Source organism: Nocardiopsis sp. NPDC058631 (assembly GCF_042716955.1).
Classification (GTDB): domain Bacteria; phylum Actinomycetota; class Actinomycetes; order Streptosporangiales; family Streptosporangiaceae; genus Nocardiopsis.
On the sequence record NZ_JBHXQY010000027.1, the window covers coordinates 17403 to 43166 of the forward strand.

A 25764-nucleotide genomic window follows, 5' to 3' on the forward strand; every position below is an offset into this window, starting at 1 on the left:
TCCCTCGGAACCGGTTCGCGGCCGTCTCGCGCTCCTGCTAGAGTTAACGACGTCGCCAGGGGGTACGGGTCACGGTCCGACACCCGGGAGCGGTAGGCGTCATTAGCTCAATTGGCAGAGCAGCTGACTCTTAATCAGCGGGTTCGGGGTTCAAGTCCCTGATGACGCACAGCGGATCGACCCCGGTGGAGGGCACTGCCCCCGCCGGGGTCGATCGCTTCCGAGGTCCCTGGCGCGTCCGGGTGGTGTGCCCCACATCGGGGCCTCGGCGGCACGGAGTGCTCCACGGTTCCGGTAGAGTCGACTCCGTTGCAACGGAGGGCGCGAGCCCAGCGGGACAACAGGCGTCATTAGCTCAATTGGCAGAGCAGCTGACTCTTAATCAGCGGGTTCGGGGTTCAAGTCCCTGATGACGCACACGATCCGAGGCCCCGATCGATACCGATCGGGGCTTTCGTTTTTTCCGGGGGTCGGTACCACCGGGTTCCCCTTTCTCCCCGCCTTCTTTCATCGATAATTTCCCCACCCTTCCATTACTCTCCGAATTCACGTTGCGTCATGCTGTTCCCGCATCCGTCGGCACTGAATGCCGCCCCTTCCGGGATGCGCGTCGTCGCTCCTGGTGGCGGCCGGTGGTGATGTGCGGCACCCCGGACTGTCGTAGCCGCATGATCTTCTGTCTGCCGTGCCCGAAAGTCCTTTGGGGCTCGGCACAGCAGCCAAGGAGACGCACAACGTGACCGTGCCACCCCCTTCGGTGAACCTCTCAATGAGATTGACATAAACCCACTGGTGGGGAAATGTTGCTTTTCCACTGCTTCTCCCGAAGAGGCAGAAACCCCTTGTACAACCCCCGGAGTATCCCCATGTCCTCTGTTTCCCCCACGCTGCGCGCGACCGGTCTGTCCGCGCTGGCGATCGGCTCCGTCCTCGCCCTCAGCGGCTGCGGTGCCATCACCTCGCTCCTCGGCGGCCAGGGCAACGTCTTCGACCTCAGTGTCGGCGAGTGCTTCACGGCGACCGAGCTGAACAACGCGTTCGCCTCCGAGGAGGTCAGCGAGCTTCCGATCGTCGACTGCTCCGAGGAGCACGACTCGGAGATCTACTACATCGAGGACCTGCCGGAGGGCGACTACCCCGGTGACGAGTTCGTCAGCACCGAGTGGGAGGAGATCTGCCTCGGGGACAACTTCACCGACTTCATCGGTGTCCCCTGGGAGGAGTCCGAGATCGACGCGTCGGCGTTGATGCCCACCCAGGAGACCTGGGAGCAGCTCGACGACCGCGAGATCACCTGCTACGCCACGTCGTCCGGTGAGATGCTCACCGGCAGCCTCTCCGGCGCCAACCGCTAGCCCTCGGTGGCGGGCCCTGTCCCAGCCCGCGCCACCCCGGGCCGCGGTTCACCTGCGGTGACATGCCACGCGTCGGGCCCCGAGTCGGCAAGAATTCTGATTCGCCCCGTCCCGGACGGAAACCTTCTCCGCATCGCGTGCATCTTGACAGATGTCGCCGACCCTCCCCAGTCGGTAGCAAGCAACCTTCGACCTGGTGGAGTACCCATGTCCGCAACACACCGCCCGCTGCTCGGCCGCACCGTCCTCGCAACCCTGGCCGTCGGCGCCGCGCTCTCCCTCTCCGCATGTGGCCAGCTGCCTCTGCTGCCCCCCGCCCTCACCGGCGGCCAGGAGGTCTCCCCGGAGCCCGTCGAGACCGACGACCCCAGCGAGACCCCCGCCGACCCGGTCGAGACCGAGACGCCCGCCGGCGCCTCCGACACGGGTGTCTTCAACATCGGACTGGGCGACTGCCTGAACGAGATGGAGACGAACCCGGACGAGCAGATCTCCGAGGTCCCCGTCATCGACTGCTCCGAGCTCCACGACTACGAGGTCTACCACGTCGAGGACATCACGGAGACGGGTGCGTACCCGGGCGACGACGCCGTCTCGGAGGCCGCCGACGCCCTCTGCCGCGACGCCTTCGACGCCTGGGTCGGCATGGCCTATGCGGACTCCGGTATCAACTACACGCCGCTGTACCCCGTCGAGGAGGGCTGGGACCTGGGTGACCGCGAGGTCCTCTGCCTGGCCTACGACATGGCCGGCCAGGTCCAGGGCTCCCTGGAGGGTGCCGCGTACTAGGTCCGGGACCCGGGACCCCCTGCGCAGCGGACGACGGACGGCCCGCACCACGACGGTGCGGGCCGTCCGCGTCGACACCGGGCCGGTCTTTCCGGTCGGCCCCCGCAGGTGCCGGTCCGGTTCCGGTCAGACCCCCGCGCCTCCCGCGACGGGCAGGTGCAGCGGGGCGACCGGTTCGGCCGAGTCCTGCGCGAACGCCTCGGCGGTCTCGGCAGCCGGGGCCGGTTCCACCGGCGCAAGGCCCTGGCAGGTGACGTCTGCCGGCGCCTCGCCGTCCACGAGGTAGGCGTCCACGGCGTCCCTCACACACGGCAGGCCGAAGGAGAGGTAGAAGCCGTGCCCGCCGTCCCCGGCCACCGTGACCAGGGGGTTGTCCAGGCGCTCGGCCATGGCCACACCGTCCTCGTAGGGGGTGTTGGCGTCGAACTCCCCGGCGATGACCAGACCCCGGGGGTAGCCGTCGCGCTCCGCCTCCACCGCGGGCTCCGGTCGTTCCACCGTGCTGAAGCCGCACGCGTAGGGGCCGGCCCACAGCGCGCCGCTCCCGTAGGGGTGCTCCTCCCGGTACACGCGGGTGTCCTCCCGGTACACGCTGGGCCGACCGGGCCACTCCGTCTCACACAGGACCGCGGTCTGCAGGTCCGGGGTGATGATGTCCCCCACCTGCCCGTAGGCGATGCTCAGGGTCTCGTACCCCTCGGGAAGCGGCTCCCCGTTGACGACGAACCACTGGAACGAGGCGAACAGGTCCCACGACGCCTGGAAGCGTGCGTGGAACCCGAGGTCCAGGTCGAAGAAGTTGTTCTCGTACCCCGGCAGGCGGGAGTCCTCGCCGAGCGGTTCCTCCCGCAGCCGTGCGGAGGCGGCGTCGAGGGTCGCGTGGACGTCCTGCGGGGTCCCACCGAAGCCGTACAGGTCGTCGTGCTCGGCGAGCCAGGCCGTGTACCGGTCCATGTTGGCGCTGTAGGCGGGGGCCTGCCCCATGAGGGCCTCGCGCGTCACACCCTCGGGGAGGGTGGCGGAGTCCAGGACGCTGCGGTCCATCCGCTCGGGGAAGAGGGTGCCGTACACGGCTCCCAGGTAGGTGCCGTAGGAGGCGCCCAGGAAGTTGAGGTTCTCCTCGCCCAGGGCGGCGCGGATGACGTCCATGTCCCGGGCGGTGTTCGCGGTGCTCATGTGCGGGAGCAGGTCGCCCTGGGTGCGCTCACAGGTGCGCTGGTAGCCGATCGCGGCCCTGGTCAGGGTGGAGAACTCGGCGTCGGTCGGCCGCGTGTAGAAGGGCGCTGGTTCGGCTTCGCAGTCCATGCGCGGGGAGGAGGCGCCCGTGCCGCGCGGATCCATGCCGATGATGTCGTACACCTCGGCGGCGCGCGTGTCCCCGAGGCCCCAGCCCGCCCCGGGGTTCTCGGCGAGGGAGAGGGGAGCGGTGCGCCCGTGACCGCCCGGACCGCCGGGGTTGGTGAGGAGGATGCCGCGCCGCCGCTCGGCGTCGGTGGCGGTCCCGCGGCTGACGGCGACGGTGATGCGCGTGCCGTCGGGGTCGGCGTAGTCGAGGGGGACCTCGACGTCGGCGCACTCCAGGCCGGGGAGTTCGGCCTCGGTACAGGGCGCCCACGCGACATCCTGGCCGTGGAAGCCGGCGAGGGCGGTGTCGGGGTCGGCGGGGTCGGCGGCGGCCGGTGGGGCCGCGGCGAGTGAGGTGGTCAGAGCGGCCGTCAGGACGCCCACGGCCAAGGGGATCGTGCGTGCTCGGCGCACAGGGGTGGCCTCCGCTTTCGGTCTTGTTCCGGGGGGAACGGGATCGTGTGCTTCGGAGGCACCACGGTACGAACCGGGCGGGTGTCGGCAACATACACAAAAGTCATGGATTCGACGTATGGCCGGATGCGGACAGTGACGGCTCCGGCCCGGAACGCCGTGTCGCGCGCGGGGGAGTGGGGGAGCCCGTGCGGCTGTTCGCACGCGAGGGGCGGCAGAGGCGCCTGGGCGGTCGGCCCGCCCGGCGATGTGTGGGGGTAGGAGCCGGTATGACCCCGCGAGTTTCCCCTGTTCGCAGGTCGCGCGGTTACACGGCTCGGGTTCGGGGGATCACCGCGAGCGTCGGAACCGACCAACGAAGCCTTCGAGGAGACCTATGCGCCGGATCACCGCCGCCTTCGCTCTGACCGCCGCCGCCCTGGGGGCGATGTCCGCGCCCGCCGCGGCCGACGACCGCGACGGGCTGCTCGGCCTCGGCGACGCACAGGAGTTCGCCCAGACGGTTCTCTCCAGCGGTGGCCCCAGCGTCTCCGGGGGCCTGCAACTGAACTCCGACGCGGTCTGACAGGGGGTCCGAAACCTCAGTTCTGCCATGCGTCACCCTGTCAACTCGCGAAGTAGTGCCGTAGCCAGTGGAAGGTGTACCCGTCCGGGAGCTCCGAAATGTGGACCCCGTCCCGGAAATGGTCGTAGAAGACCGACACGTTGGCGTAGGGCCTTTCGCAGGGAGCGCCTCGGCAAGGGCGGGCGGTGTCGATTCGTGGAAGCAACGCCCTCGTCCTGGCCCTCCAGTAGCTGCTTGTGGAACACCTCCCGCGGTGTTGTCACGACGGTATGACACCACCACGTCACCGATCTAGCCTGTAAAAAAGGAATAAATTAATAAAATGGTGGATGCTAAAATCAGAATGACTGAGGATCCCGCGAGCATGTGCCGACCGAGGGTGTTTGTCCGCTCTTTTTTCGTCATGTAAAGCACTGCGAGGGCGAATGCAAGGAGAAAGAAAGTGGCAGATGTAATGGTAGGAGTGTCGATCATGATTCCTGCTCTCCGTTCACGGTTTATTGTGGCGCAATTTCGCACTGCTTTTGCAGGTGCCCGGAGATTTCTCCTCGGGCGCCCGGCCGGGGCCTGGGCTGCTGCCACAGCCTGATCGTTGATCCACACGCCGATGCAGATCAAACCCCTCCCGCGGCTGCCGGAACTCCAAGGATCAGGGGGGAGCGGGTGTTCTTCAGGGTGCGGCGCCAGTCGCGCACCGCCCGGTCCCGCGCGGCCGGGTCGGTGAGGGGGCCGCCGTCCTCGACGACGCAGCGGGCCAGCGCGAGGTGCCCTGCGGGGGGCAGGGGTGCGTTGGCGTGGGTGGTGGGGGCATCGAGGGCCTTCCGGTCCGGTGGTAGATGTCACAATCCACACCGATGCCGGACGCCCTCTTCGTGTGTGTCAGGCGGGGTGGGTGTTACCAACCTCAGCGGTCAGTACACCTAGGTCGTGTTTTTTGGATCCTTCCGGGCTCGCGTCCACCAGGCTTCCTCTCGCCGCGCCTCTGCGCTCGTGAAGCACAACCAGGCTGAACTTCGCACATCGTCTTGCGAGAGATCGCCTGGACGGCCGCTCGCCGACCCGAAAACCTCCAAAAAACACTCCCTAGGCCTTGACGTTAGGGCCTGCTCACTCCGGAGCACACGCCGAGCGGACAGCGCGTCTACCCGGAGTCCACGGTCGGGCGGGTCCGGCTGATCCGGCAGTTGTACGCCGCAGGCCTGAACAGCCGCACCGTCGCCGTGATCCTGCCCAGCGTGGACGCCGGGCGCGCTGTTCCCGGATTGCTGGCGCGCCTGCGAACTGAACGGGCCCGCATCAGCGCGGGTATCGCGGACCTGCAGGAGGCCGGGCGCCTGCTGGACCAGGTGATAGACACGTCATCCTGTCGCTGATCCAGGGCGACCTGGCGCCGGTCGAGTAGGGGCGGGGGCCGGGGGGCGGGCAGGGGCCCGTCCCCGCCCCCCGCGTCTCCGGCCTCTCCTTTCGTTGGAATGCTGTCCGTTTATGCACATGTGTGCCTTGAGAAGGTAGTCTCCTGTGCGTCAAGAGGACGGTCGTGACAAACCGTCCCTTTGCATACGAAACCGTCTTCGGTGGGGGATTCCCCCTCCTTCTCCGGAGAGTGGAGTTCGTGCGGAACACGTCGCCCCCACTGTTTCCGCACGATTTCCCTCTGCGCCCCGAACCGGCCGGAACGGTATCGAATTCCCAGCTCAGAGCTGGCCTCGGGAGACCCCGGGGCGGCACGCGGCAGGAAGACGACGAACTGACAGGAGAGCCATGACCCCCGCTCCTCCGCCCCGGGCCCCAGCGCGCGGAGTTGTGCCGAGCACGCTCGCCGCACACCGGGGAAGACGTGTCCGCGCCGTTGTCGACCGGGATTCGGTCGGTCCCCGCAACATTTTCCGGTCTTCCTGCCGTGAACAGGAAGGCGCGTGTGCACCTGCCGGTGCCGAACCCCCCGCATCCGCGCGTGCCGAGGCGCGGGACGGCGGCCCGCCCCCGTCGGGGCCCCTTCCTCCCCGTGCCGCCCCGGGGTCCGTCCGAAACACTGGGCCCGTCTCCCCGCGTGAGCCGGTGCCCGCGCGCCCCTGACCCCAGCCCTCAACACCCTGACTGTCGAAAGGAACCGGTCATGTACAAGGACCTGTACGACCTCGGTGAGCTTCCCCCCGCGGGCCACGTGCCCGCGCGCATGCACGCCTTCACCCTGCGCCGGGAGCGCTACGGGGAGCCCCGTGACGCCTTCGCGAGGGAGGTCGTGCCGGTGCCCGCACTCGAACCCGGGCACGTCCTCGTCTACACGATGTCCGCGGGCGTCAACTACAACAACGTCTGGGCGGCCAAGGGCCACCCCGTCGACGTCATCTCGATGCGGGAGAAGGCCGGGGAGACCGAGGAGTACCACATCGGAGGTTCCGACGGCGCGGGCATCGTCTGGGCCGTGGGGGAGGGAGCGCGCGGCGTCGAGGTCGGCGACCACGTCATCATCGCCTCGGGCCAGTGGGACGAGAGCGCCGACGACATCCGGATGGGGCGGGACCCCGTCGCCTCACAGAGCATGCGGGTGTGGGGGTACGAGAAGAACTTCGGCTCCTTCGGACAGTTCACGCTCGTGCGCGACGTCCAGTGCCACCGCAAGCCCGACAACCTGCCCTGGGACGTGGCGGGCGGCTTCCTCGTGAGCGCGGCCACGTCCTACCGCCAGCTCTTCGGCTGGGACCCCAACGTGGTGCGCCCCGGGGACCCGGTGCTGATCTGGGGCGGCGCCGGAGGGCTGGGGACCTCGGCCATCCAGCTGGCCCGCCAGGCGGGGGGCAGGCCCGTCGCGGTGGTCTCGACCGAGGCCAAGGCCGAACTGTGCCGCGAGCTGGGGGCGGTCGGCACGATCCTGCGCACCGACTTCGACCACTGGGGGCGGGTGCCGGACGAGTCGGACACCCAGGCGTACTCCGCCTGGATGAGGGGAGTACGCTCCTTCGGCAAGCGGTTCTGGGAGGAGTTGGGCGAACGGCGCTCACCCCGTATCGTCTTCGAACACACCGGCGCCGACACCCTGCCGACCTCCCTCTACCTGTGCGACAGCTCGGGGATGGTGGTGATCTGCGGCGCGACCTCGGGCTTCCAGGCCGACGTCGACCTCCGCTTCCTGTGGATGCGGCTCAAGCGGCTCCAGGGGTCGCACTTCGCCTCCCCGGCGCAGTGCCGGATGGTGATCGATCTGGTGGCCAACGGCCAGCTCGACCCGTGTGTGACGAAGATCGTGGAGTTCGACGAGATCGGTGAGGCCCACCAGTGGGTGCGGGACAACGCCCAGCCACCGGGCAACATGTCCGTGCTGGTCAACGCTGTTCGCGGGCAGACCGGGGTGGACGCCTAGAGCGGTCCGGGTGGGCCCTGGCGGGGGGCAAAAGCGGGCAAATGCCAACAAGCTTCACAATGGTGATCTCGTGTACGATGTGCGGCGTTCTCGCACGTCAGGAGTGTCTGTCCGTGCGCTTTTCCGATGCTTCGCCGATTCGTCTGCCAAGCCGCAAGACCTTTGTTAGTCTGACGAACCGAACGACGGTTCTCGGTGGAAGTACAGGAATTGTGCGGGGCATGGATACTTGCGGCCGGATTGGGTGCCAGTACCCGTCTGGTCCCCGCGCGCACGGGGGTGCTCCGCCCCCGCTCCGGCGTTCCTCCGGTGCAGGGAACATCCGGCTGCCACGGGTGCCCCTCTCGGCCCCCGAAGCAGCCATCTCCCAGGTCAGGGGCGGTGGTGCGGGGCCACCGCCGATCCGCCCACCTGATTCGAGGAGACGAGATTGTGGCAGAGGCGCCGTCGCCGCGAGACAGTTCCGACCCCCGCTCCGGCGGGGACGGGCCGATGATGTCGACGGAGGACGGGCAAGGAGCCAAACGAGAAGGAAGGTTCCGCAGGGCCATCTCCAGGATGGTCAGGTCCCAGGAACCGCCGTCACCGGAGACCGAGCAAGGAAATCCCGTGCATCATCCCGTGCATCCGCACTCGCAGACCAACGGCCGCACGCCGGACCGGGAAGGCGACCGGCCCACGGCCGGTGCCGCTCCCGCAGCCAAGGAGACGGAGTCCGGCGCCAACCTCCCGACCGTGACAGAGACCGCCACCACCGGGCCCTTCTCCGGGTCCGCTGAGAACGGATACCGCCCGGCCTCCAGGGCGAGCGCTCCCAACCCCTACACGGCCCGGCGTGTGAGCAGCGTCGACGACGTCGACACAGGCGCCACCCCGGTCACGCAGTGGCGCGGTGTCGGACTCGACGAGCCCGAACCGCGCAGCCCGAACATCCCCGCCACGACGGACACCATGACCGAGACCCCCTCCTCGCCAGAGCACCCAGAGCGGCCCGAGGCCCCTGCGGCGCACACACCGGCCTCCGAGCCCCGGCGCCGGGAGGCGAGCGGCTCCGAGACCAGGTGGCCCGAACCCCGGACCGGAGCGCCCAAGGGCGCGTCGCAGGGCCAGGACGCGTGGCAGCGCCCGGCGGACCAGTCCCAGCAGCCGCCCGCGCGGGCGGCCGAACCCGCGGCGGAGCGGTACCAGGCTCCGCAGCGCGAGCGCACCGCCGCCTCCGCTCCGTCCCCCTACCAGCAGCCGGGCCCCGCACCCGAGCAGCCCGTCCAGGAGCGCCACTCCGAGCCGCAGTACGGCGACGCCCCGCGCGCGGGCCAGTACCCGGGCGAGCGCGGCCAGGCCCCCGCCCAGCAGGCCCCCCAGCACCCCGACGGCCAGTACGCCTCCGCCTACCAGGGCGACGGCCGCTACCAGGGCGGTGCCCCGCAGAACGGCCAGTTCCAGGGCGAGGCGCCCCGGGGCGGCCAGTACGGCCACCCCTACGAGCCGCGCTACGCGGGGCCCGACCCGTACCGGCCCCAGCCGCCGGCCCCCGTGTACCCCGGGCACCGGCAGGACGCCTACGCGCCCCTGCCGCCGCCCCCGCAGTACGGCGCCTACGCGCCCCCGCAGGGCCAGCCGATGCCGCCGCAGTACCCGCCCTACCCGGCGCCGTACCCGCCGCAGCAGCCGATGGTCACCTACCAGAGCGCCTACCCGGTGCCCTTCCAGCCGCCCGGGTACGTCCTCCACGGCCAGCCGGTCTTCTACCCGGGGCAGTACAACCCCTACGGCCAGCCGGTCCAGCACGTCATCGTGCTCGCCGCCGGTCAGCAGCCGCAGGTGATCACCGCCGAGTCCGCCGGCGCGCTCCTGGCCGAGCACGCCGGACGCACCACAGCGGAGGAGGTGCGGGAGGACAGGACGCCCACCCGGGCCCAAGCCGTGGAGGCGACCGCGCCCGCTCCCGCCGTGGCCGCGGAGCCGGAGCCCAAGGCCGTCACGGAGGCCCCGGCCGTGCCGGCCGCCCCCGTCGAGGCCGCGGCTCCCGCCGCCGCCCCTGCCGAGGCCGCCGCACCCGCCGTCCCGGCGGCGCCCGAGGCCCCCAGCGACCTCCCCGAGCGGGCCGCGCTCGTCGAGGAGCTCGCCGCCCTGCGCGGTGCCAAGGGCAGCCTCCTCAACGAGGCGCTCGCGGGTCTGGCGATGCGCGACCTCTCGCTCGTGGACGCGCTGCTGGAGATGGTCGAGGAACTGGAGACCGACGCCCAGGACCCCGACCTGCTCGACAAGCTCTTCCAGATCGACAACTTCGCGACCCGGATGCGGCGCAACGGGGAGAACCTCCTGGTGCTCACCGGACACGACGGCGGGGAGTCCGACGCCCACGACGAGATCGTGCCCCTGCTCGACGTGGCCCGCGCCGCCACCTCCGAGATCAAGGACTACCCGAGGGTCCGCCTGGGCAAGCTGCCGCAGACCTCCATCACCGGTATGGCGGCCGACGACATCAGCCACCTCCTCGCGGAACTCCTGGACAACGCCACCGCCAACTCCCCCGAGCACTCCCAGGTCGTGATCAGCGCCCAGGAGATGGACGACGGCCGACTCATGGTGGTCGTCGAGGACGAGGGCGTGGGCATTCCCGAGAACCAGTTGGCCGAGCTCAACGCACGCCTCGGGGGCCAGCCGGTCCTCGACGACGAGGTCCCCCGCCACATGGGTCTCTACGTCGCCAGCCGGATCGCGCTCAAGCACGGGCTGGAGACCAGACTCGAATCCCGGTCCTTCCGCGGGGTGAGCGCCTACGCGATCATCCCCAAGGAGCTGCTGCGCGTGGCCACCCCCCGCACGCCCGGACAGGCGCGCACATCGACCATCCCGATGGTCAAGGCCCCCGCCGCCCCCGCCGCCCCCACCGGCCCGGTGCCCCACCGGCCCATTCCGGGGACCGGCGCGAACGGGTCCTCCGTCCCCGCCTCCGGGGAGGGCTCCGGCCCGGCCGTCACCTCGGCCGGACTGCCCCGGCGCAGCGCCACCCCGCACGGTTCGCCCCTGCGGAGGATGCCGCGCCCCGGATCGGTGCCGGAGGCGCCCAAGGGCCGCGAGGACACCCCGCCCAAGCTGACGGGGGAGGCCCGGGCCGCGCAGATCCGCGACGAGCTCGGCGACTTCCTCGAAGGGGAGCGCGCCGCGCTGGAGGGCGAGGAGCTCGATGGCGACGACAAGTGACACCACTGCTTCCCGCGGGCCCACGGGAGCTCCTCCCGGTGTGCACGCACACCCCCCGTACACAGCGAACCCGACACTCGGCCGAGGCAGGTAACACACAGCGATGACAGAATCCGTGAACGAAAGCGTGGAGAACTTCTCGTGGCTCATCGACCGGTTCGTCCGGGACGTGCGGGGCGTCGAACACGCCGTGGTCGTCTCCTCCGACGGACTGGTGCTGACCCACTCCAGTGACTTCCCCGAGGAGCACGCCGAGCAGCTCGCGGCCATCGCCAGCGGCCTGCACAGCCTCGCCGTCGGTGGAGCCCAGCTCTTCCAGCGCGGCGAGTGCGAGCAGCTGCTCGTGCGCTTCAACCACGGCCACCTCTTCATCATGGCCATCAGCGACGGTTCCTGCATGGCGGTCCTCACCGCTCCCGGCACGGAACTCAAGCTCGTCGGTTTCCAGATGGCCAAGCTTGTCGAGAACGTGGCGCACGTTCTCACCCCGCAGCTGCGCTCGCAGCTGCGCGAAGTCATCCAGAACTGACGAGGGTGACCCGTGACGGTTCGGCAGGAATGAGGTTGCTGCGGCTATGAGCTTCCGCAGGCGAAGGAGTAACCGTGTCCGCCCGTTCACCTTCACCGGTGGGCGGACGCGGTCACGGCATCCGCTGATGGTGCAGACCCTGGTCTCGACGTCCGAGCCCGGGCAGGAACCTCCTGGCACCCTCATGCCGGAGTCGATCAACATCTACAAGCTGTGCCGGGAGACCCGGTCGCTCGCCGAGGTGTCGGCCGAGTTGAACATCCCCCTGGGTGTCACGCAGGTTCTGGTCAGCGACCTGGCCGAGCAGGACCTGGTGTACATCCACCCGACCATCACCGGCAGCAGTCCATCGGAAAACCAGGTTCTGGAGAGGGCTCTTCGTGGTCTCGAACGACTTTTCCAGTGACAAGCGGTCGAATCGCAAGAAGATGTCGAGCAAGATCGTCATCGCCGGTGGCTTCGGAGCCGGCAAGACGACCTTGGTGCGCTCGGTGTCGGAGATTCCCCCGGTCACGACAGAGGCGATCATGACCGAGGCGAGCGTCGGACACGACGACACCTCGGCCACCCCCGACAAGACGACCACCACCGTCGCGATGGACTTCGGCCGCATCACCATCGACGACGAGCTGGTCATGTACATGTTCGGAACACCGGGCCAGGCCCGGTTCTGGTTCATGTGGGACGACCTCGTCCGCGGTGCCGTGGGCGCCGTCGTCGTGGTCGACTGCCGAAGGCTCGCGGACTCCTTCGACGCCGTCGACTACTTCGAGACGAACAAGCGCATCCCCTACATCGTGGCGTTGAACAAGTTCGAGGGCCACCTCGACTACACCTCGGAGCAGGTCCGCGAGGCCCTGGAGGTCAGCCCCGAGGTACCGATCATCGACTTCGACGCCCGCAACCGCCTGTCCGGGGGCGACGTGCTCAAGACGCTTCTCCGGTACGCGCTGGAGCACAACCGCACCACCGAGCCCGTCGCCTGACCTGTGGGGAGGCCACGGCCTCCCCACAGCCCCGTAGATTCCCCAGGAAAGTTAGCGAACATGCGCAAGATCCTTATCGTCGGCGCGGGTCACGCCGGCCTGCACCTGGCTCACGGTCTCCTGACCAACGGCTACGACGTCACGGTGATCACGGGGCAGTCCTCGCTGGAGATCAGGACCGGTCAACCTTCCATTTCCCAGTTCACCTTCCCCACCGCGCTGGAGTACGAGCGCAAGTTCGACCTCGACTTCTGGAGCGCGCTCTCCCCGCAGATCCGCGACCAGAGGCTGGCCGTGTACAGGGAGGGCGAGCCCGTCGTCTCCCTGACGGCCAAGACGCATCCCGGCAACGGCTACGCCGTCTCCGTGGACCGTCGGGTGAAGATGGCGGACTGGTTGGAGTCCTTCGAGGACCGCGGCGGCAAGGTCGTGATCCACGGGGTGACGGTCACCGACCTGGACTACTTCTCCAGGATGTTCGACCTCATCATCGTCGCGGTCGGCCACGGAGAGCTGGGCCAGCTCTTCGACCACGACAGCAGCCGGTTCAGCGGTGCCAGACCACGCGCCCTCGCCCAGGCCTACGTCTACGACCTCTGGCCCGACCCGGGCGAGTCGGAGAACATCGGCTGGGCCGGCGTGACGGAGGAGGCCGGGAACATCCTCTTCATCCCGATCCTCACCCAGGAGGGCCCCGCCCACAACATGTTCCTGGTGGACAAGAAGGGCGGCCCGATGGACGCCGGGCCCGGAGGAGCAGCTGCGCCGCATGAAGGACCTCATGCGCAAGTACGCACCCCCCTTCTTCGACAGGGCCAAGGACGCCGTCCTGGTGGACGGACGCAGCACCCTCGTCGAGGACCTGACCCCGCAGGTGCGCAACCCGGTGGGCACGCTGCCCTCGGGCGGCAAGGTCCTGGGCATGGCGGACGTCGTCGTGACCATGGACCCGTTCGTCGGCCAGAGCTGGAACAACTCCACCCGGTGCGCCGAGGCCTACCTCGACAGCATCATCGAGCACGGGGACCAGCAGTTCGACGAGAAATTCCTGGTCGCGGCCTTTGACCGGTTCTGGAAATTCGGACAGGACAACCAGATGTGGGCGGAGTTCGCGTCCAGCATGGTGGAGCAGGAGATGCCCGAGCACATCATGAACGTGATGGGTGCGGCGTCCGTCTACCAGGAGATCGCCGACCGCTGGATCCAGGGGTGGGACTGCCCGTCCGACTACAAGACGTGGCTGTTCGATCCGGAGGCGTCCCAGCAGTACATCGCCGATGTTGTGGCCAAAGCCAACGGCTGAACTCCGCATGGTGCCCGCGTGTGAGGCCCGGCCTTCCCGGTTTCCCGGGGAGGCCGGGCCTCTCCCGTGTTCCAGGGGCGGTGCGGCGTGTTCGCGGCCCCCGGGATACCCTGGTCCGTTGCTTGGCCATTAACCAGGTGTATATGGGGCCGAATCATCTGACCGAAACGGGGCCTCTATTGTCAGTGCTGGCGAGAGCACGTTACTCTCCTTCAGGTTAGTTCCTGTTTCGACCCGAATGGTGTTTCTTGGGTTAGTTCTTGTGACTCCTGGGAAGTGCGTTTCGGCGTCCCCAGCGCCTGAATCCAGTCGTGTCACGGCGCGTGCTCCCGTGCATATGCACGGGCGTCGCCTCCGTTCGGCGGGGGAGGCGGGCCAGGGCAGTCGAGAGTGGAGGCAGCGATCGTGAGTGCTGGACCAACGGGAACCCCGGCCCCTGGTTCCTGGGAACCCGTCGCCGTCGTGGGGATGTCCTGCCGACTGCCCGGGGCCCGCGGTCCCGAGGCCTTCTGGCGCCTCCTGAGCGAGGGACGCGAGGCCGTGTCCCCACCCCCCGTGCGGCTCGGCGGGGGATCACCCGAGCGCGGCCCCGACTGGGGCGGCTACCTCGACGACGCCGAGTACTTCGACGCCTCCTTCTTCGGGATCTCGCCGCGCGAGGCCCTGGCGATGGACCCCCAGCAGCGCCTCATGCTCGAACTGGGCTGGGAGGCGATCGAGGACGCCCGGACGGCCCCCAGCACCCTCAGGGACACCCGGGTCGGCCTGTTCGTCGGAGCGATCAACTCCGACTACGCGCTCCTCCACGACCGGGGCGGGCCCGAGGCGATCACCCACCACACGCTCACCGGAACCCACCGCAGCCTGATCGCCAACCGCCTCTCCCACTTCCTCGGGCTGCGCGGACCCAGCATGACCGTGGACTCGGGGCAGTCCTCCTCCCTCGTCGGCGTGCACCTGGCGGTGGCGAGCCTGCGGCGCGGCGAGTCCGACGTCGCCCTCGCCGGCGGGGTCAACCTCGTGCTGGTGCCCGAGAGCACCGAGGGGGTCGCCCGTTTCGGCGGGCTCTCCCCGAGCGCGCGCAGCCACACCTTCGACTCCCGCGCCGACGGTTACGTCCGCGGTGAGGGCGGCGCCGTGGTGGTCCTCAAGCCCCTCAGCCGGGCCCTGGCCGACGGGGACCGCGTCCACGCCCTCATCCACGGGAGCGCCGTCAACCACTCCGGTGGCGACGGGTACCTGACCCGTCCGACCGCCGAGGGGCAGGCGTCCGTCATCCGCGCCGCCTACGCCGACGCCGGAAAGGACCCCGGCCAGGTCGCCTACGTGGAACTGCACGGCACAGGTACCCCGGCGGGCGACCCGGTGGAGGCGGCCGCCCTCGGGGACGTCTTCGCGCAGGGCCGGGACGAGCCACTGCGGGTCGGTTCGGCCAAGACCAACGTGGGCCACCTCGAAGGGGCGGCCGGCATCGTGGGACTGGTCAAGGCCGTCCTCAGCCTGGGCCACCGGCAGATCCCGCCCGCCCTCAACTTCGCCGAGCCCCACCCCGCCATCGACATGGAGGCGTGGGGCCTGTCCGTGCAGACCCGGAAGGAGCCCTGGCCCAGCCACTCCCCGTTGGCCGGTGTGTCCTCCTTCGGCATGGGCGGTACCAACTGCCACCTGGTCCTGGGGCCCGTGCCCCTCAACGAACGTCCCTCGTCCGAGAGCACGTCCGGCCGCACCCTCGACCCCGTGCCGTGGGTGCTGTCGGGGCGCTCCGACGAGGCCCTGCGCGCCCAGGCGTCCGCGCTGCACGCCTACGTGTCCTCCCGGCCCGGTGTCCAGGCCCGGGACGTCGGTCTCTCCCTGGCCACGACCAGGGACGTGTTCGAGCACCGCGCCGTGGTGTTCGCGTCGGGGGAGGACGGGACCAGGGAACTGGAATCCGTGCGCCCCGAGGGCGCCGCCGTCGTGGGCGGACCCGGACCGGTCCTGGTCTTCCCGGGCCAGGGCGGCCAGTGGCTCGGTATGGGGCGCGACCTGCTCGACGGCGACGGGGCGATGGCCGCGGAGTTCACCCGCCGGGTCGAGGAGTGCGAACGCGCACTGGACCCGTACGTGGACTGGGCACTCACCTCCGTCCTGCGCGGAGAGCCGCAGGCCCCGCCGCTGACCGGCGGCCAGGCCCGGGCGGACGTCGTCCAACCGGTGCTGTGGGCGGTCATGGTCTCCCTCGCCCGGGTGTGGGAGGCCGTGGGCGTACGACCCTCGGCGGTGGTCGGCCACTCCCAGGGCGAACTGGCGGCCGCGTGCGTGGCCGGTGCGCTCACCCTGGACGAGGCGGCCAGGGTCGTGGCTCTGCGCAGCCGTGCCCTCACCGCGCTCTCCGGCACCGGGGCCATGGCCTCGCTGGGCATCGCCCCCTCGGACGCGGAGAAACTGGCCCGCGTCCTGCCCGACCTGCACGTGGCGGCCGTCAACGGACCCGCCTCGGTGGTCGTGTCGGGCGACCCGGGATCGGTGCGCGAGGCCGTGGAGCGCTGCGTGGACCGCGGTGCGCACGGAGCCCTGGTCGACGTGGACTACGCGTCGCACTCCTCCCACGTGGAGGACATCCGCGACCTCATCTCCCAGGACCTGGGCAAGGTGCGCTGGCGCCGCCCGAAGATCCCCCTCTACTCCACGCTCACCGGCGCGGAACTGGGCAGGACCGCCATGGACGCCGCGTACTGGTACGCGGGCCTGCGCAACCCCGTGCTGTTCGCCGACGCGGTCGACGCCCTCGTGGCGGACGGCCGCCGGGTCTTCCTGGAGGTCGGTCCGCACCCGGTGCTGGCGCACGGGGTGCGCGGCTCCCTGGAACGCGCGGGCGTCTCCGGCCACGTGCTCAAGACCCTGCGGCGCGGGGCGGGTGACGAGGCGCAACTGCTCACGGCCGCGGCCCGCGCCTTCAGCGCGGGGGTGGACATCGACTGGCCCGTGCTGTTCGAGGGCACCGGCGCGCGCCGGACCGACCTCCCCACCTACCAGTTCCAGCGCAGGGCCTTCTGGCCCGAGGGCGCCGGCGGGTTCCGCCACGAGGGCTCGGTGAGCTGGGCCACGCAGCGTTCCCGCGCGGAGGAGGACGGGGCCGCACCGCCGCGCACGGAACCGGTCGCCGCACTGGTCTACACGCGTACCGCGCGCGTCCTGGACCGGGACTCCCTCGACGCGGGGGACGAGCACCGGGCGTTCCGGGACCTGGGCTTCGACTCCGTCATGACGCTCGAACTGCGCGACGCGGTGCAGAGGGCCACCGGCGTCCGGCTGGACGACACCCTCCTGTTCGAGGTGCCCACCCCGGCCGGCCTGGCCGCATTCCTCACCGGCGAACTGGGCAGCGACGAGATCGCCACGGCGGGGGAGTCCGCGACCGGGAGGCCCGACGGATCCGCTCCGCCACCGCGACCCGCACAGGCCGCGCCGTTACGCGTCCGGTCCGGCCCTGCCCCCGCCGCCACGGACGACCCGATCGCCATCACCGCCATGGCCTGCCGCCTGCCGGGCGGTGCGTCCTCGCCGGAAGAGCTGTGGCGCCTGGTCCAGGAGGGGGTGGACGCCGTCGGCGACTTCCCCGACAACCGGTTCTGGGACCTGGACGCCCTCTACGACCCCGAACCCGGGACCCCCGGCCGCACCTACACCCGCAGGGGCGGGTTCCTCTACGACGCCGACATGTTCGACGCCGACTTCTTCGGGATCTCCCCGCGCGAGGCCGAGGCCATGGACCCCCAGCAGCGGCTGCTCCTGGAGACCTCCTGGGAGACGATCCAGCGCGCCGGGCTCTCCACCGACGACCTGCGCGAAGAGCAGGTCGGCGTGTTCGTCGGCGCGATGCCCGGCGACTACGGGCCCCGGCTGGCCGACCCCGCACGGGAGGGCGACGCCGGGTACCGGCTCACCGGTTCGACGATGAGTGTGGCCTCGGGGCGCATCGCCTACGTGCTCGGGCTGCGGGGCCCGGCCCTGACCATCGACACCGCCTGCTCGTCCTCCCTCGTGGCCCTCCACCAGGCGGCCGAGGCGGTCCGCCGGGGCGAGTGCGAGATGGCGCTGGCCGGAGGCGTCACCGTGATGTCCTCGCCCGGGATGTTCCTGGAATTCTCGGCCCAGCGCGGCCTGTCCTCCGACGGGCGGTGCAAGGCCTTCTCCGACGACGCCGACGGAACCGCGTGGGCGGAGGGCACCGGGATGCTCCTTTTGGAACGCGCCTCCCGGGCCAGGCGGGCCGGACGGCCCGTCCTGGCCCTGCTCCGCGGTAGCGCGGTCAACTCCGACGGCGCCAGCAACGGGCTCACCGCCCCCAACGGCAAGGCGCAGGAGAGCGTCATCCGCCAGGCCCTGGCCACGGCGGGCCTGGAGGCGGGCGAGGTGGACGCCGTCGAGGCGCACGGCACCGGAACCCGGCTCGGCGACCCGATCGAGGCCAAGGCGCTCATCTCGGTGTACGGCCGCGACCGCGACGCCAGCGCCGAGCCGCTGCGCCTGGGGTCGCTGAAGTCCAACATCGGGCACGCGCAGGCCGCCGCCGGGATCGCCGGGGTGATCAAGACCGTGCAGGCCCTGCGGCACGGGCGCCTGCCCCGCACCCTCCACGCCGACGCCCCCACCACCCGGGTGGACTGGGAGGGCAGCGGCGTGCGCCTGCTCACCGAGAACGAGCCCTGGCCGGACACCGGCCGACCCCGGCGCGCGGCGGTGTCCTCCTTCGGGATCAGCGGAACCAACGCCCACCTCGTCCTGGAGGGGGTCTCGGACGAGGGCGCCCCCGTCCGGCTGCCGGACCTGCCCTTCCAACGCCGTCGGCACTGGGCGCAGCCCACCGCCGCCCCCGCCCCGGCCACGACCACGCTCGTCGGGGACGAGGGGCTGGAGCTGGCCGACGGCACCACCGTGTTCACGGGCTCCGTCGGTGTCGCCGAGCACCCCTGGACCGCCGACCACGGGCTGTTGGGCCGCACCATCCTGCCCGGCACGGCCCTGGCCGAGCTCGCCCTGCACGCCGGCGCGCGCACCGGGGCCCCCGCCGTCACCGACCTGACCCTGGAGTCGCCCATGGTGCTGCACCGCACCGGTGCGGTGGCGGTACAGGTGACCGTGGGCGGACCCGACAAGGCGGGACGCCGCGAGGTGAGCGTCCACTCGCGAGGGTCGGCGGGCGGGGCGTGGACACGGCACGCCTCCGGCCTGCTCGAACCCGTCGGAGAGGCGGGGGCCCGGGCTGCCGGAACCCCGGGCGGGGGCGCGGAGCCGGCACCCCCCGCGGCCTGGCCGACGGCCGAGGCCTCCGCGCTGGAGTTCGACGCAGACGCCGACTACCAGCGCCTGGCGCGGCGCGGCTACGACTACGGTCCGGCGTTTCGGGGGCTGAACCGCGCCTGGCGCGACCGGGACGGAGCGCTCGTGGCACAGGTGTCCCTGAGCGGTCGGCCTGTCGGGACCTTCGAGGGGCCGCACCCGGCGCTGCTGGACGCCTCCGTGCACGCGGTGCTCCTGTTCGGCTCCCAGCGGGGCGGTGTGCCCCTGGTCCCCTTCGCCTGGAACGGGGTCCGGCTGGCGGACCGGACCGGACCACCGGCCGAGCTGAGGGTGCGCTGGGAACCGCTCGGGTCGGACCGCCACCGGCTCACCGCCTTCGACGGGGAGGGCGCGCTCGTCCTCACCGTCGACGAACTCGTCCTGCGCCCCGTCGACACGGACGCCCTGCCACCGTCGCAGGAGGAACCCGACCTGTACCGGCTGAGCTGGAAGCCCGTGGACACGCCGCTCCCGGGACCGGAGATCCCCGTCGGCCTCACCTCCCTGGAGTCCCTCGACCAGGGCGGCCCGGTTCCCGACGTGGTCTACGCGGAGCTGCCGGCCCGCGCCGTCTACGCCGACCACGGCTCCGTCCCCGACGCCGTCCGCGAAGGTCTGCGCTCGGCCCTGGAGTCGGTGCGCTCGTGGCTGTTGGACGAGCGCACGGAGCACGCCCGCCTGGTACTGCTGACCTGGCGCGCGGTGGTGGCCCACCCCGACGACCGGCTCAGCGGCCTCGCCGCGTCCCCGGTGTGGGGTCTGCTGCGCTCGGCCCAGCGTGAACACCCCGACCGCCTGGTGATCGTGGACTCCGACGGTTCGGAGGACTCCCACAGGGCCCTGGCCGCCGTCGCGGGGCTGGGTGAGCCCCAGCTGGCGCTCCGGGCCGGCCGGGTCCTGGTGCCGCGCCTCACCGCCGCGGCCGACGGCGTGCTCCTCCCGCCCTCCCCCCTGTGGCGGCTCGACTCGCCCCGGCCCGGTTCCCTCGACGGCCTGGCGCTGGTGCGGGCCCCCGAGGCCGGAGCGGCGCTCGCCCCGGGGGAGGTGCGCGTCGAGGTCCGTGCCGCCGGAGTGGACGACCGCGACGTCGCGGCGGCTCCGGGCCGAGCCGACGACGGCCCCGCGATGGGGCTCCAGGGGGCCGGAACGATCCTGGAGACCGGGCCGGGCGTCACGGGTCTGCGGCGCGGTGACCGCGTGGTGGGCGTGTTCGGCGGCGCGTTCGGCCCCGTGGCCGTCGCCGACCGGCGCAGCGTCACCCGTCTGCCCGCCACGTGGGACTTCGAGCGGGCCGCGGCCGTGCCGATCGCCTACCTGACCGCCTACCACGCCCTGGTCGATGTGGCCGCCGTTCGCCCCGGGGAGGCCGTCCTCGTCCACGGGGCCGACACGGGGACGGGTAGGGCGGCCGTCCAGGTCGCCCGTCACATGGGCGCGAGGGTGTTCGCCACGGCCGACCGCGACTCGTGGCCCCTCCTGGAGGGGGCCGGACTGGAGGAGGGGGGCCTGGCCTCCCCCGACCCCCACGACTTCGGGCCCTCCCTGCGCGACGCCAACGGCGGCCAGGGGATGGACGTGGTCCTGGACCCGACCGGGGGGGACGTGGTGGACGCCTCCCTCCGTCTGCTGCGGGCGCCGGGGGGCGGCGCCGGGGCTGGCGGGCGGTTCGTGGCGGCGGGCGCACCCGGACCGTGCGACGGGGAGGACGTCGCCGCCGCGCATCCGGGCCGCGGCTACCACGCCTTCCGTCTGGCCGACGTGGAGCCCGAACGCGTCGGGCAGATGCTCGGCCGGATCATGGAGCTCTTCGCCTCCGGTGTCCTGAGGCCGGCACCGGTCACCGTCCGCGACATCCGCGAGGCCCCTGACGCCCTGCGTGCGCTGCGGGACGGCGAGTCCGCCGGCGCGCTCGTCCTGACCGTCCCGCAGACGCCCTTCCCCCGGGAGGGAACCGTCCTGGTCACCGGCGGCACCGGCACCCTCGGCCACCAGGTGGCCCGCCACCTGGTCACCCGGTACGGCGTGCACGACCTGATCCTGGCCAGCCGCAGCGGCGCCGCCGCCGACGGGCAGGACGTCAGGACCGACGAGCTCCGCTCCCTCGGCGCGCGTGTGGAGGTCCACTCCTGTGACGCGGCCGACCGCGCCTCCCTGGCCCGGCTGATCGACGGCATACCCGAGGACCGCCCACTGCGAGCTGTCGTCCACACCGCCGGCGTCCTCGACGACGCCACCGTGCTCTCCCTCGGGCCCGACCAGCTGGAGGAGGTCCTGCGCCCCAAGGTCGACGCCTCCTGGAACCTGCACGAGCTCACGGCCGACCTGGACCTGCGCGCGTTCGTCCTCTTCTCGTCGGTGACGGGCACCCTGGGCAGCCCCGGGCAGGCCAACTACGCGGCGGCCAACGTCTTCTGCGACGCCCTGGCCCACCACCGGCGCGAACGCGGGCTCCCCGCCACATCCCTGGCCTGGGGGCTGTGGGGCGAGGCCAGCGGGATGACCGGACACCTGGACGGCGGCGACCTGGACGCGCTCGGCCGGAACGGCCTGCTGCCGATGCCCGCCGACCGCGCGCTGGCCGCGATGGACAGTGCCCTCCACCTGGGGTACGAGACCGTCGTCCCCGCCCTCCTGGACCTGGAGAACGGCCCCGTCCCGCCGGTCCTGAGCGAACTCGCCGAGCGGCCGGACCCGGCCGAGGGCGCGGCGAGGGCAGGGCAGCCACCCCTGGCAGCCGGCCGGTTCGCGGACCTGAGCGGCCCCGAGCGCGAGCGGGTGCTGCTCGCCGAGGTACGCACGCACACGGCCGTCGTGCTCGGACGGACGGAACAGGAGGGGTCCGCCGGCGTGCCGGCGGACCGCCCCTTCCGGGAGCTGGGACTGGACTCGCTGACCGGTGTCGAACTGCGCAACCGGCTCGGGGCCCTCTCCGGCCTGCGCCTGCCCGCGACCGCCGTGTTCGACCACCCCACCCCCCGCGCACTGGCCCGGCTCATCGCCGGGAGGCTGTTCCCGGACGAGCCGGCGGCGCCGGAACCCGGCCGCGTCGGGGAACTCGGAACAGGGGCAGAGGCCCCCGAGGCCAGCCACATCGACGACATGGACGTGGAGGACCTGCTGGGGCTCGCCCTGGCAGCGGACGACACCGCGTCCGAGGGAGAGCAGGAGACGGTTGATGGCTACCAGTAACGATCAGAACACCAAGCTCGTCGCGGCCCTGCGCTCCGCGCTCAAGAAGAACGAGCGCCTGCGCGAGGAGATCGACCGCGCGCCGGAGCCGATCGCGATCGTCGGTATGGGCTGCCGTCTCCCCGGCGGGGTCGACACGCCCGGGGATCTGTGGGACCTGCTGGAGCGCGGCGGCGAGGCCGTGGGGCCCCTGCCCTCGAACCGGGGGTGGGACCTCGACGCGCTCCTGGGCGCGGACGGGAGGGAGGGCGGGTCGGCCATGGCGCAGGGCGCGTTCCTCGATGACCCGGCCGCCTTCGACCCCGCCTTCTTCGGGATCTCCCCCCGGGAGGCCGAGGCGATGGACCCCCAGCAGCGGCTCCTCCTGGAGGTGGCCTGGGAGGCCGTCGAGCACGCCGGGATCCCCCCGGAGTCCCTGGCCGGCGGTGACACCGGTGTGTGGGTCGGCGCCATCGCGCAGGAGTACGGGCCCAGGCTGACCGAGGCGCCCGGTGACGGGTTCGCGATCACCGGCACCACCAACAGCGTCGCCTCGGGCCGGCTGTCCTACGTCCTGGGCCTGACCGGCCCCGCGGTCACGGTGGACACCGCCTGCTCCTCCTCCCTGGTGGCCGTGCATCTGGCCGTGCGGGCGCTGCGTGCCGCCGAGTGCTCGTTTGCACTCGCCGGCGGGGCGACGGTGATGGCCACCCCCGGCGTCCTGACCGAGTTCACCCATCTCAGGGGCCTGGCCCCCGACGGCCGCTGCAAGGCCTTCGGAGCCGGGGCCGACGGCGCGGGCTTCTCCGAGGGCGCCGGAATGGTCGCCCTGGAGCGCCTGTCCGACGCCCGGCGCAACGGGCGCCGCGTACTTGCGGTGATCCGGGGCGGCGCGGTCAACCAGGACGGCGCCTCCAACGGTCTCACCGCGCCCAACGGCCCCTCCCAGGAGCGGGTCATCGCCCGGGCCCTGGCGGACGCCCGGCTCACCCCCGCCGACGTCGACCTGCTGGAGGCGCACGGCACCGGGACCGCGCTCGGCGACCCCATCGAGGCGCAGGCGCTGATCTGCGCCTACGGGCGGGAGCGGACCGGCGACCATCCCCTGTGGCTGGGTTCGCTCAAGTCCAACATCGGCCACCCCCAGGCGGCCGCGGGGGTCGCGGGGGTCATCAAACTCGTGCTCGCCCTGCGCCACGGCGTACTGCCCCGCACGCTCCACGCCGAGGAGCCCACCCCGCACGTGGACTGGTCCTCCGGCGCCGTGGAACTGCTCACCGAGGCGCGGCCGTGGCCGCGGACCGGGCACCCCCGGCGTGCCGCGGTGTCCTCCTTCGGGATGAGCGGCACCAACGCCCATCTCATCCTGGAGCAGGCACCGCCGGAGGAACGGGCCGAGGTTCTGGAACACGGCACGGGGGACACCGTGCCGTCCACCGGGGACGCACAGGGAGGGTCCGCGCGACCCGGACCCGTGCTCTGGCCGCTGGCGGCGCGCAGCGGCGCGGCACTGGCCGACCAGGCCACCCGGTTGCGCGACCGTGTCGCGTCGGACCCGGGACTGGACCCGGTGGACGTGGGCTGGTCGCTGGCGACCACCCGCTCGGCCTTCGACCACCGAGCCGTGGTGGTGGGCGGCGACCGCGCCGACCTCCTCGACGCGGTGCGCGCGCTGGCCCAGGGGCGCCCGGCGCCCGCCGTGGTGACCGGCCGGGCCGTCCCCGACCGTAGGCCCGTCCTGGTCTTTCCCGGCCAGGGCGGCCAGTGGGAGGGCATGGCGGTGGAGCTGCTGGACTCCTCGCCGGTGTTCGCGGAGCGCATCGCCGCGTGCGAGCGTGCGCTCGCCCCCTACGTGGACTGGTCGTTGACCGCGGTGCTGCGCGGGGCGAAGGGGGCGCCCTCCCTGGAGAGGGTGGACGTGGTGCAGCCCGCCCTGTGGGCGGTCATGGTCGCCCTGGCCGAGCTGTGGCGCTCCCACGGCCTGCGTCCGGCCGCCGTGGTCGGCCACTCCCAGGGGGAGGTCGCGGCGGCGTGCGTCTCGGGAGCCCTGTCCCTGGAGGACGGTGCGAAGGTGGCGGCGCTGCGCAGCCGGGCCGTCCTGGAACTGTCCGGGACCGGCGCCATGGCCTCCGTCGCCCTGCCGGAGGCCCGTGTCCGCGAGGACCTGGAAGCCTGGGCCGGGCGCCTGCACGTGGCGGTGGTGAACAGCCCCTCCTCGACGGTGATCGCCGGGGAGACCGAGGCCGTGGTCCGTCTGGTCAAGGAGTACGAGGAGTCGGGGGTGCGGGCGCGCAAGATCGCGGTCGACTACGCCTCCCACACCCCGCACGTCGAACGGCTGCGGGAGTCGCTGGCCTCGTCGTTGGCCGGTGTGGCCTCGCGCCGACCCGAGATCCCCTTCTACTCGACCCTGACCGGGCGTCCCGTGGCCGAGGGCGAACTGGACCCGGCGTACTGGTACCGCAACCTGGCCGAGCCGGTGCTGTTCGGCAAGGTCACGGAGAACCTGCTCGCGGACGGGCACGACCTGTTCGTGGAGGCGGGTCCGCATCCGGTGCTGAGCACCGCCGTGCAGGAGACGGCGGAGGCGGCGGGCCGTGCTGACGTGGTCGTGTTGGGCACGCTGCGCCGTGACGAGGGCGGCGCCGACCGGTTCCTGGCCTCGCTGGCGCAGGCGTACGCGTACGGGGCCGAGGTGGACTGGGCGGCGGTGTTCGGTGCGGGCGCCCGGGTCGTGGACCTGCCCACCTACCCCTTCCAGCGGCAGCGCTACTGGCGCTCGTCCGCGCCCGCCGCGGGAACCACGGCAGAGGCCGCACCCGCCGCAGCGGCGGCACACGCACCGAACGGTGCCGACGCGCCCGCCGACCCCGGCACCTGGCGGCTGCCCCCGGGGCTCTCCGCGGCCGAGCGCGAGGACGCCGTCCTCGCCCTGGTCCGCGCGGAGACAGCGGCCGTCCTGGGCCACACGCGACCGGAGGAGGTCGAACTCGGCCGGGGCTTCCTCGACGCGGGCGGGACGTCGCTCGGCGCCGTCCAGCTCCGCAACCGGCTCAACGAGCTGACCGGCCTGGACCTGCCCGTCACCGTGGTCCTGGACCACCCCACCGCCCCCGCCCTCGGCCGCCACCTGGCCGACCGCCTCGCGCAGGCGTCCGGCGCCGGCCTCCCCCCGCTTCCCGTCCTGGACGAACTGGAGAGGCTCGAAACCGCACTGGCCGCCTCGGCGGTGGACGACGGGACCAGGAGGGAGCTCGGTGACCGCCTGCGCGGCCTGCTCCGCCGTCTCGACGGCACCGACGCCGGGGCCGACATCGACGGTGCCACCGACGACCAGCTCCTGGACCTGATCGACCAGGAGTTCGGGATCTCCTGATCCTTCGGACCCTCCTGACCGGAACGCACACGAGAGCGGCACACG

Annotated in this window: 12 protein-coding genes, 2 tRNA genes and 1 pseudogene; 14 read left to right on the plus strand and 1 reads right to left on the minus strand. The window is 71.8% G+C overall.

The features are described from left to right. The first annotated feature begins 96 nt into the window (after positions 1-96). The 4 genes from ACFWTE_RS11820 (at position 97) to ACFWTE_RS11835 (ending at position 2144) form a co-directional block, all read left to right on the plus strand. Positions 97-169: transfer RNA gene (locus ACFWTE_RS11820), tRNA-Lys, on the plus strand. Between the two features lie 175 nt (positions 170-344). Beyond that, positions 345-417 (plus strand) — tRNA-Lys (locus ACFWTE_RS11825). A gap of 449 nt (positions 418-866) precedes the next feature. Beyond that, positions 867-1355, plus strand: a complete 489-nt coding sequence (locus tag ACFWTE_RS11830) for a septum formation family protein (protein WP_378779314.1) — start codon at positions 867-869, stop codon at positions 1353-1355. A 207-nt stretch (positions 1356-1562) separates the two neighbouring features. Continuing rightward, positions 1563-2144 (plus strand): septum formation family protein, encoded by a 582-nt coding sequence (locus ACFWTE_RS11835; protein WP_378779315.1) that lies wholly within the window; start codon positions 1563-1565, stop codon positions 2142-2144. 126 nt (positions 2145-2270) lie between these two features. Here ACFWTE_RS11835 and ACFWTE_RS11840 read toward each other — a convergent pair whose 3' ends face one another. Then, positions 2271-3872 carry an alpha/beta hydrolase gene (locus tag ACFWTE_RS11840; protein WP_378779316.1) on the minus strand — a complete coding sequence of 534 codons (1602 nt, stop codon included), beginning with the start codon at positions 3870-3872 and terminating at the stop codon, positions 2271-2273. A 406-nt stretch (positions 3873-4278) separates the two neighbouring features. On the opposite strand from ACFWTE_RS11840, the gene ACFWTE_RS11845 reads away from it, so the two are divergent. The 10 genes and pseudogenes from ACFWTE_RS11845 to ACFWTE_RS11890 all read left to right on the plus strand — a co-directional run bounded on the left by ACFWTE_RS11845 (position 4279) and on the right by ACFWTE_RS11890 (position 25719). Continuing rightward, positions 4279-4467: a hypothetical protein gene (locus tag ACFWTE_RS11845; RefSeq protein WP_378779317.1), complete on the plus strand. Its 189-nt coding sequence runs from the start codon at positions 4279-4281 to the stop codon at positions 4465-4467. 1103 nt (positions 4468-5570) lie between these two features. Next, a complete protein-coding gene (locus tag ACFWTE_RS11850; RefSeq protein ID WP_378779340.1) occupies positions 5571-5840 on the plus strand; it encodes a MerR family transcriptional regulator in 270 nt (89 codons plus the stop codon). 743 nt (positions 5841-6583) lie between these two features. Further along, entirely contained in the window at positions 6584-7828 is a 1245-nt protein-coding gene (ccrA, locus tag ACFWTE_RS11855; protein WP_378779318.1) for a crotonyl-CoA carboxylase/reductase, read from the plus strand. 609 nt (positions 7829-8437) lie between these two features. Then, positions 8438-11035, plus strand: a complete 2598-nt coding sequence (locus ACFWTE_RS11860; RefSeq protein ID WP_378779319.1) for an ATP-binding protein — start codon at positions 8438-8440, stop codon at positions 11033-11035. A gap of 103 nt (positions 11036-11138) precedes the next feature. Further along, on the plus strand, positions 11139-11564 hold the full coding sequence (locus ACFWTE_RS11865) for a roadblock/LC7 domain-containing protein (RefSeq protein WP_378779320.1): 426 nt from the start codon (positions 11139-11141) through the stop codon (positions 11562-11564). A 46-nt stretch (positions 11565-11610) separates the two neighbouring features. After that, entirely contained in the window at positions 11611-11970 is a 360-nt protein-coding gene (locus tag ACFWTE_RS11870; RefSeq protein ID WP_082768466.1) for a DUF742 domain-containing protein, read from the plus strand. A gap of 22 nt (positions 11971-11992) precedes the next feature. Next, a complete protein-coding gene (locus ACFWTE_RS11875) occupies positions 11993-12550 on the plus strand; it encodes an ATP/GTP-binding protein (RefSeq protein WP_378779321.1) in 558 nt (185 codons plus the stop codon). 60 nt (positions 12551-12610) lie between these two features. After that, positions 12611-13853 (plus strand): annotated as a pseudogene (locus ACFWTE_RS11880) (styrene monooxygenase/indole monooxygenase family protein). Between the two features lie 405 nt (positions 13854-14258). Continuing rightward, entirely contained in the window at positions 14259-22364 is an 8106-nt protein-coding gene (locus ACFWTE_RS11885) for an SDR family NAD(P)-dependent oxidoreductase (RefSeq protein WP_378779322.1), read from the plus strand. Continuing rightward, on the plus strand, positions 22351-25719 hold the full coding sequence (locus tag ACFWTE_RS11890) for a type I polyketide synthase (protein WP_378779323.1): 3369 nt from the start codon (positions 22351-22353) through the stop codon (positions 25717-25719). Before ACFWTE_RS11885 ends, ACFWTE_RS11890 begins: the two co-directional genes overlap by 14 nt. The last annotated feature ends 45 nt before the right edge of the window (positions 25720-25764 follow it).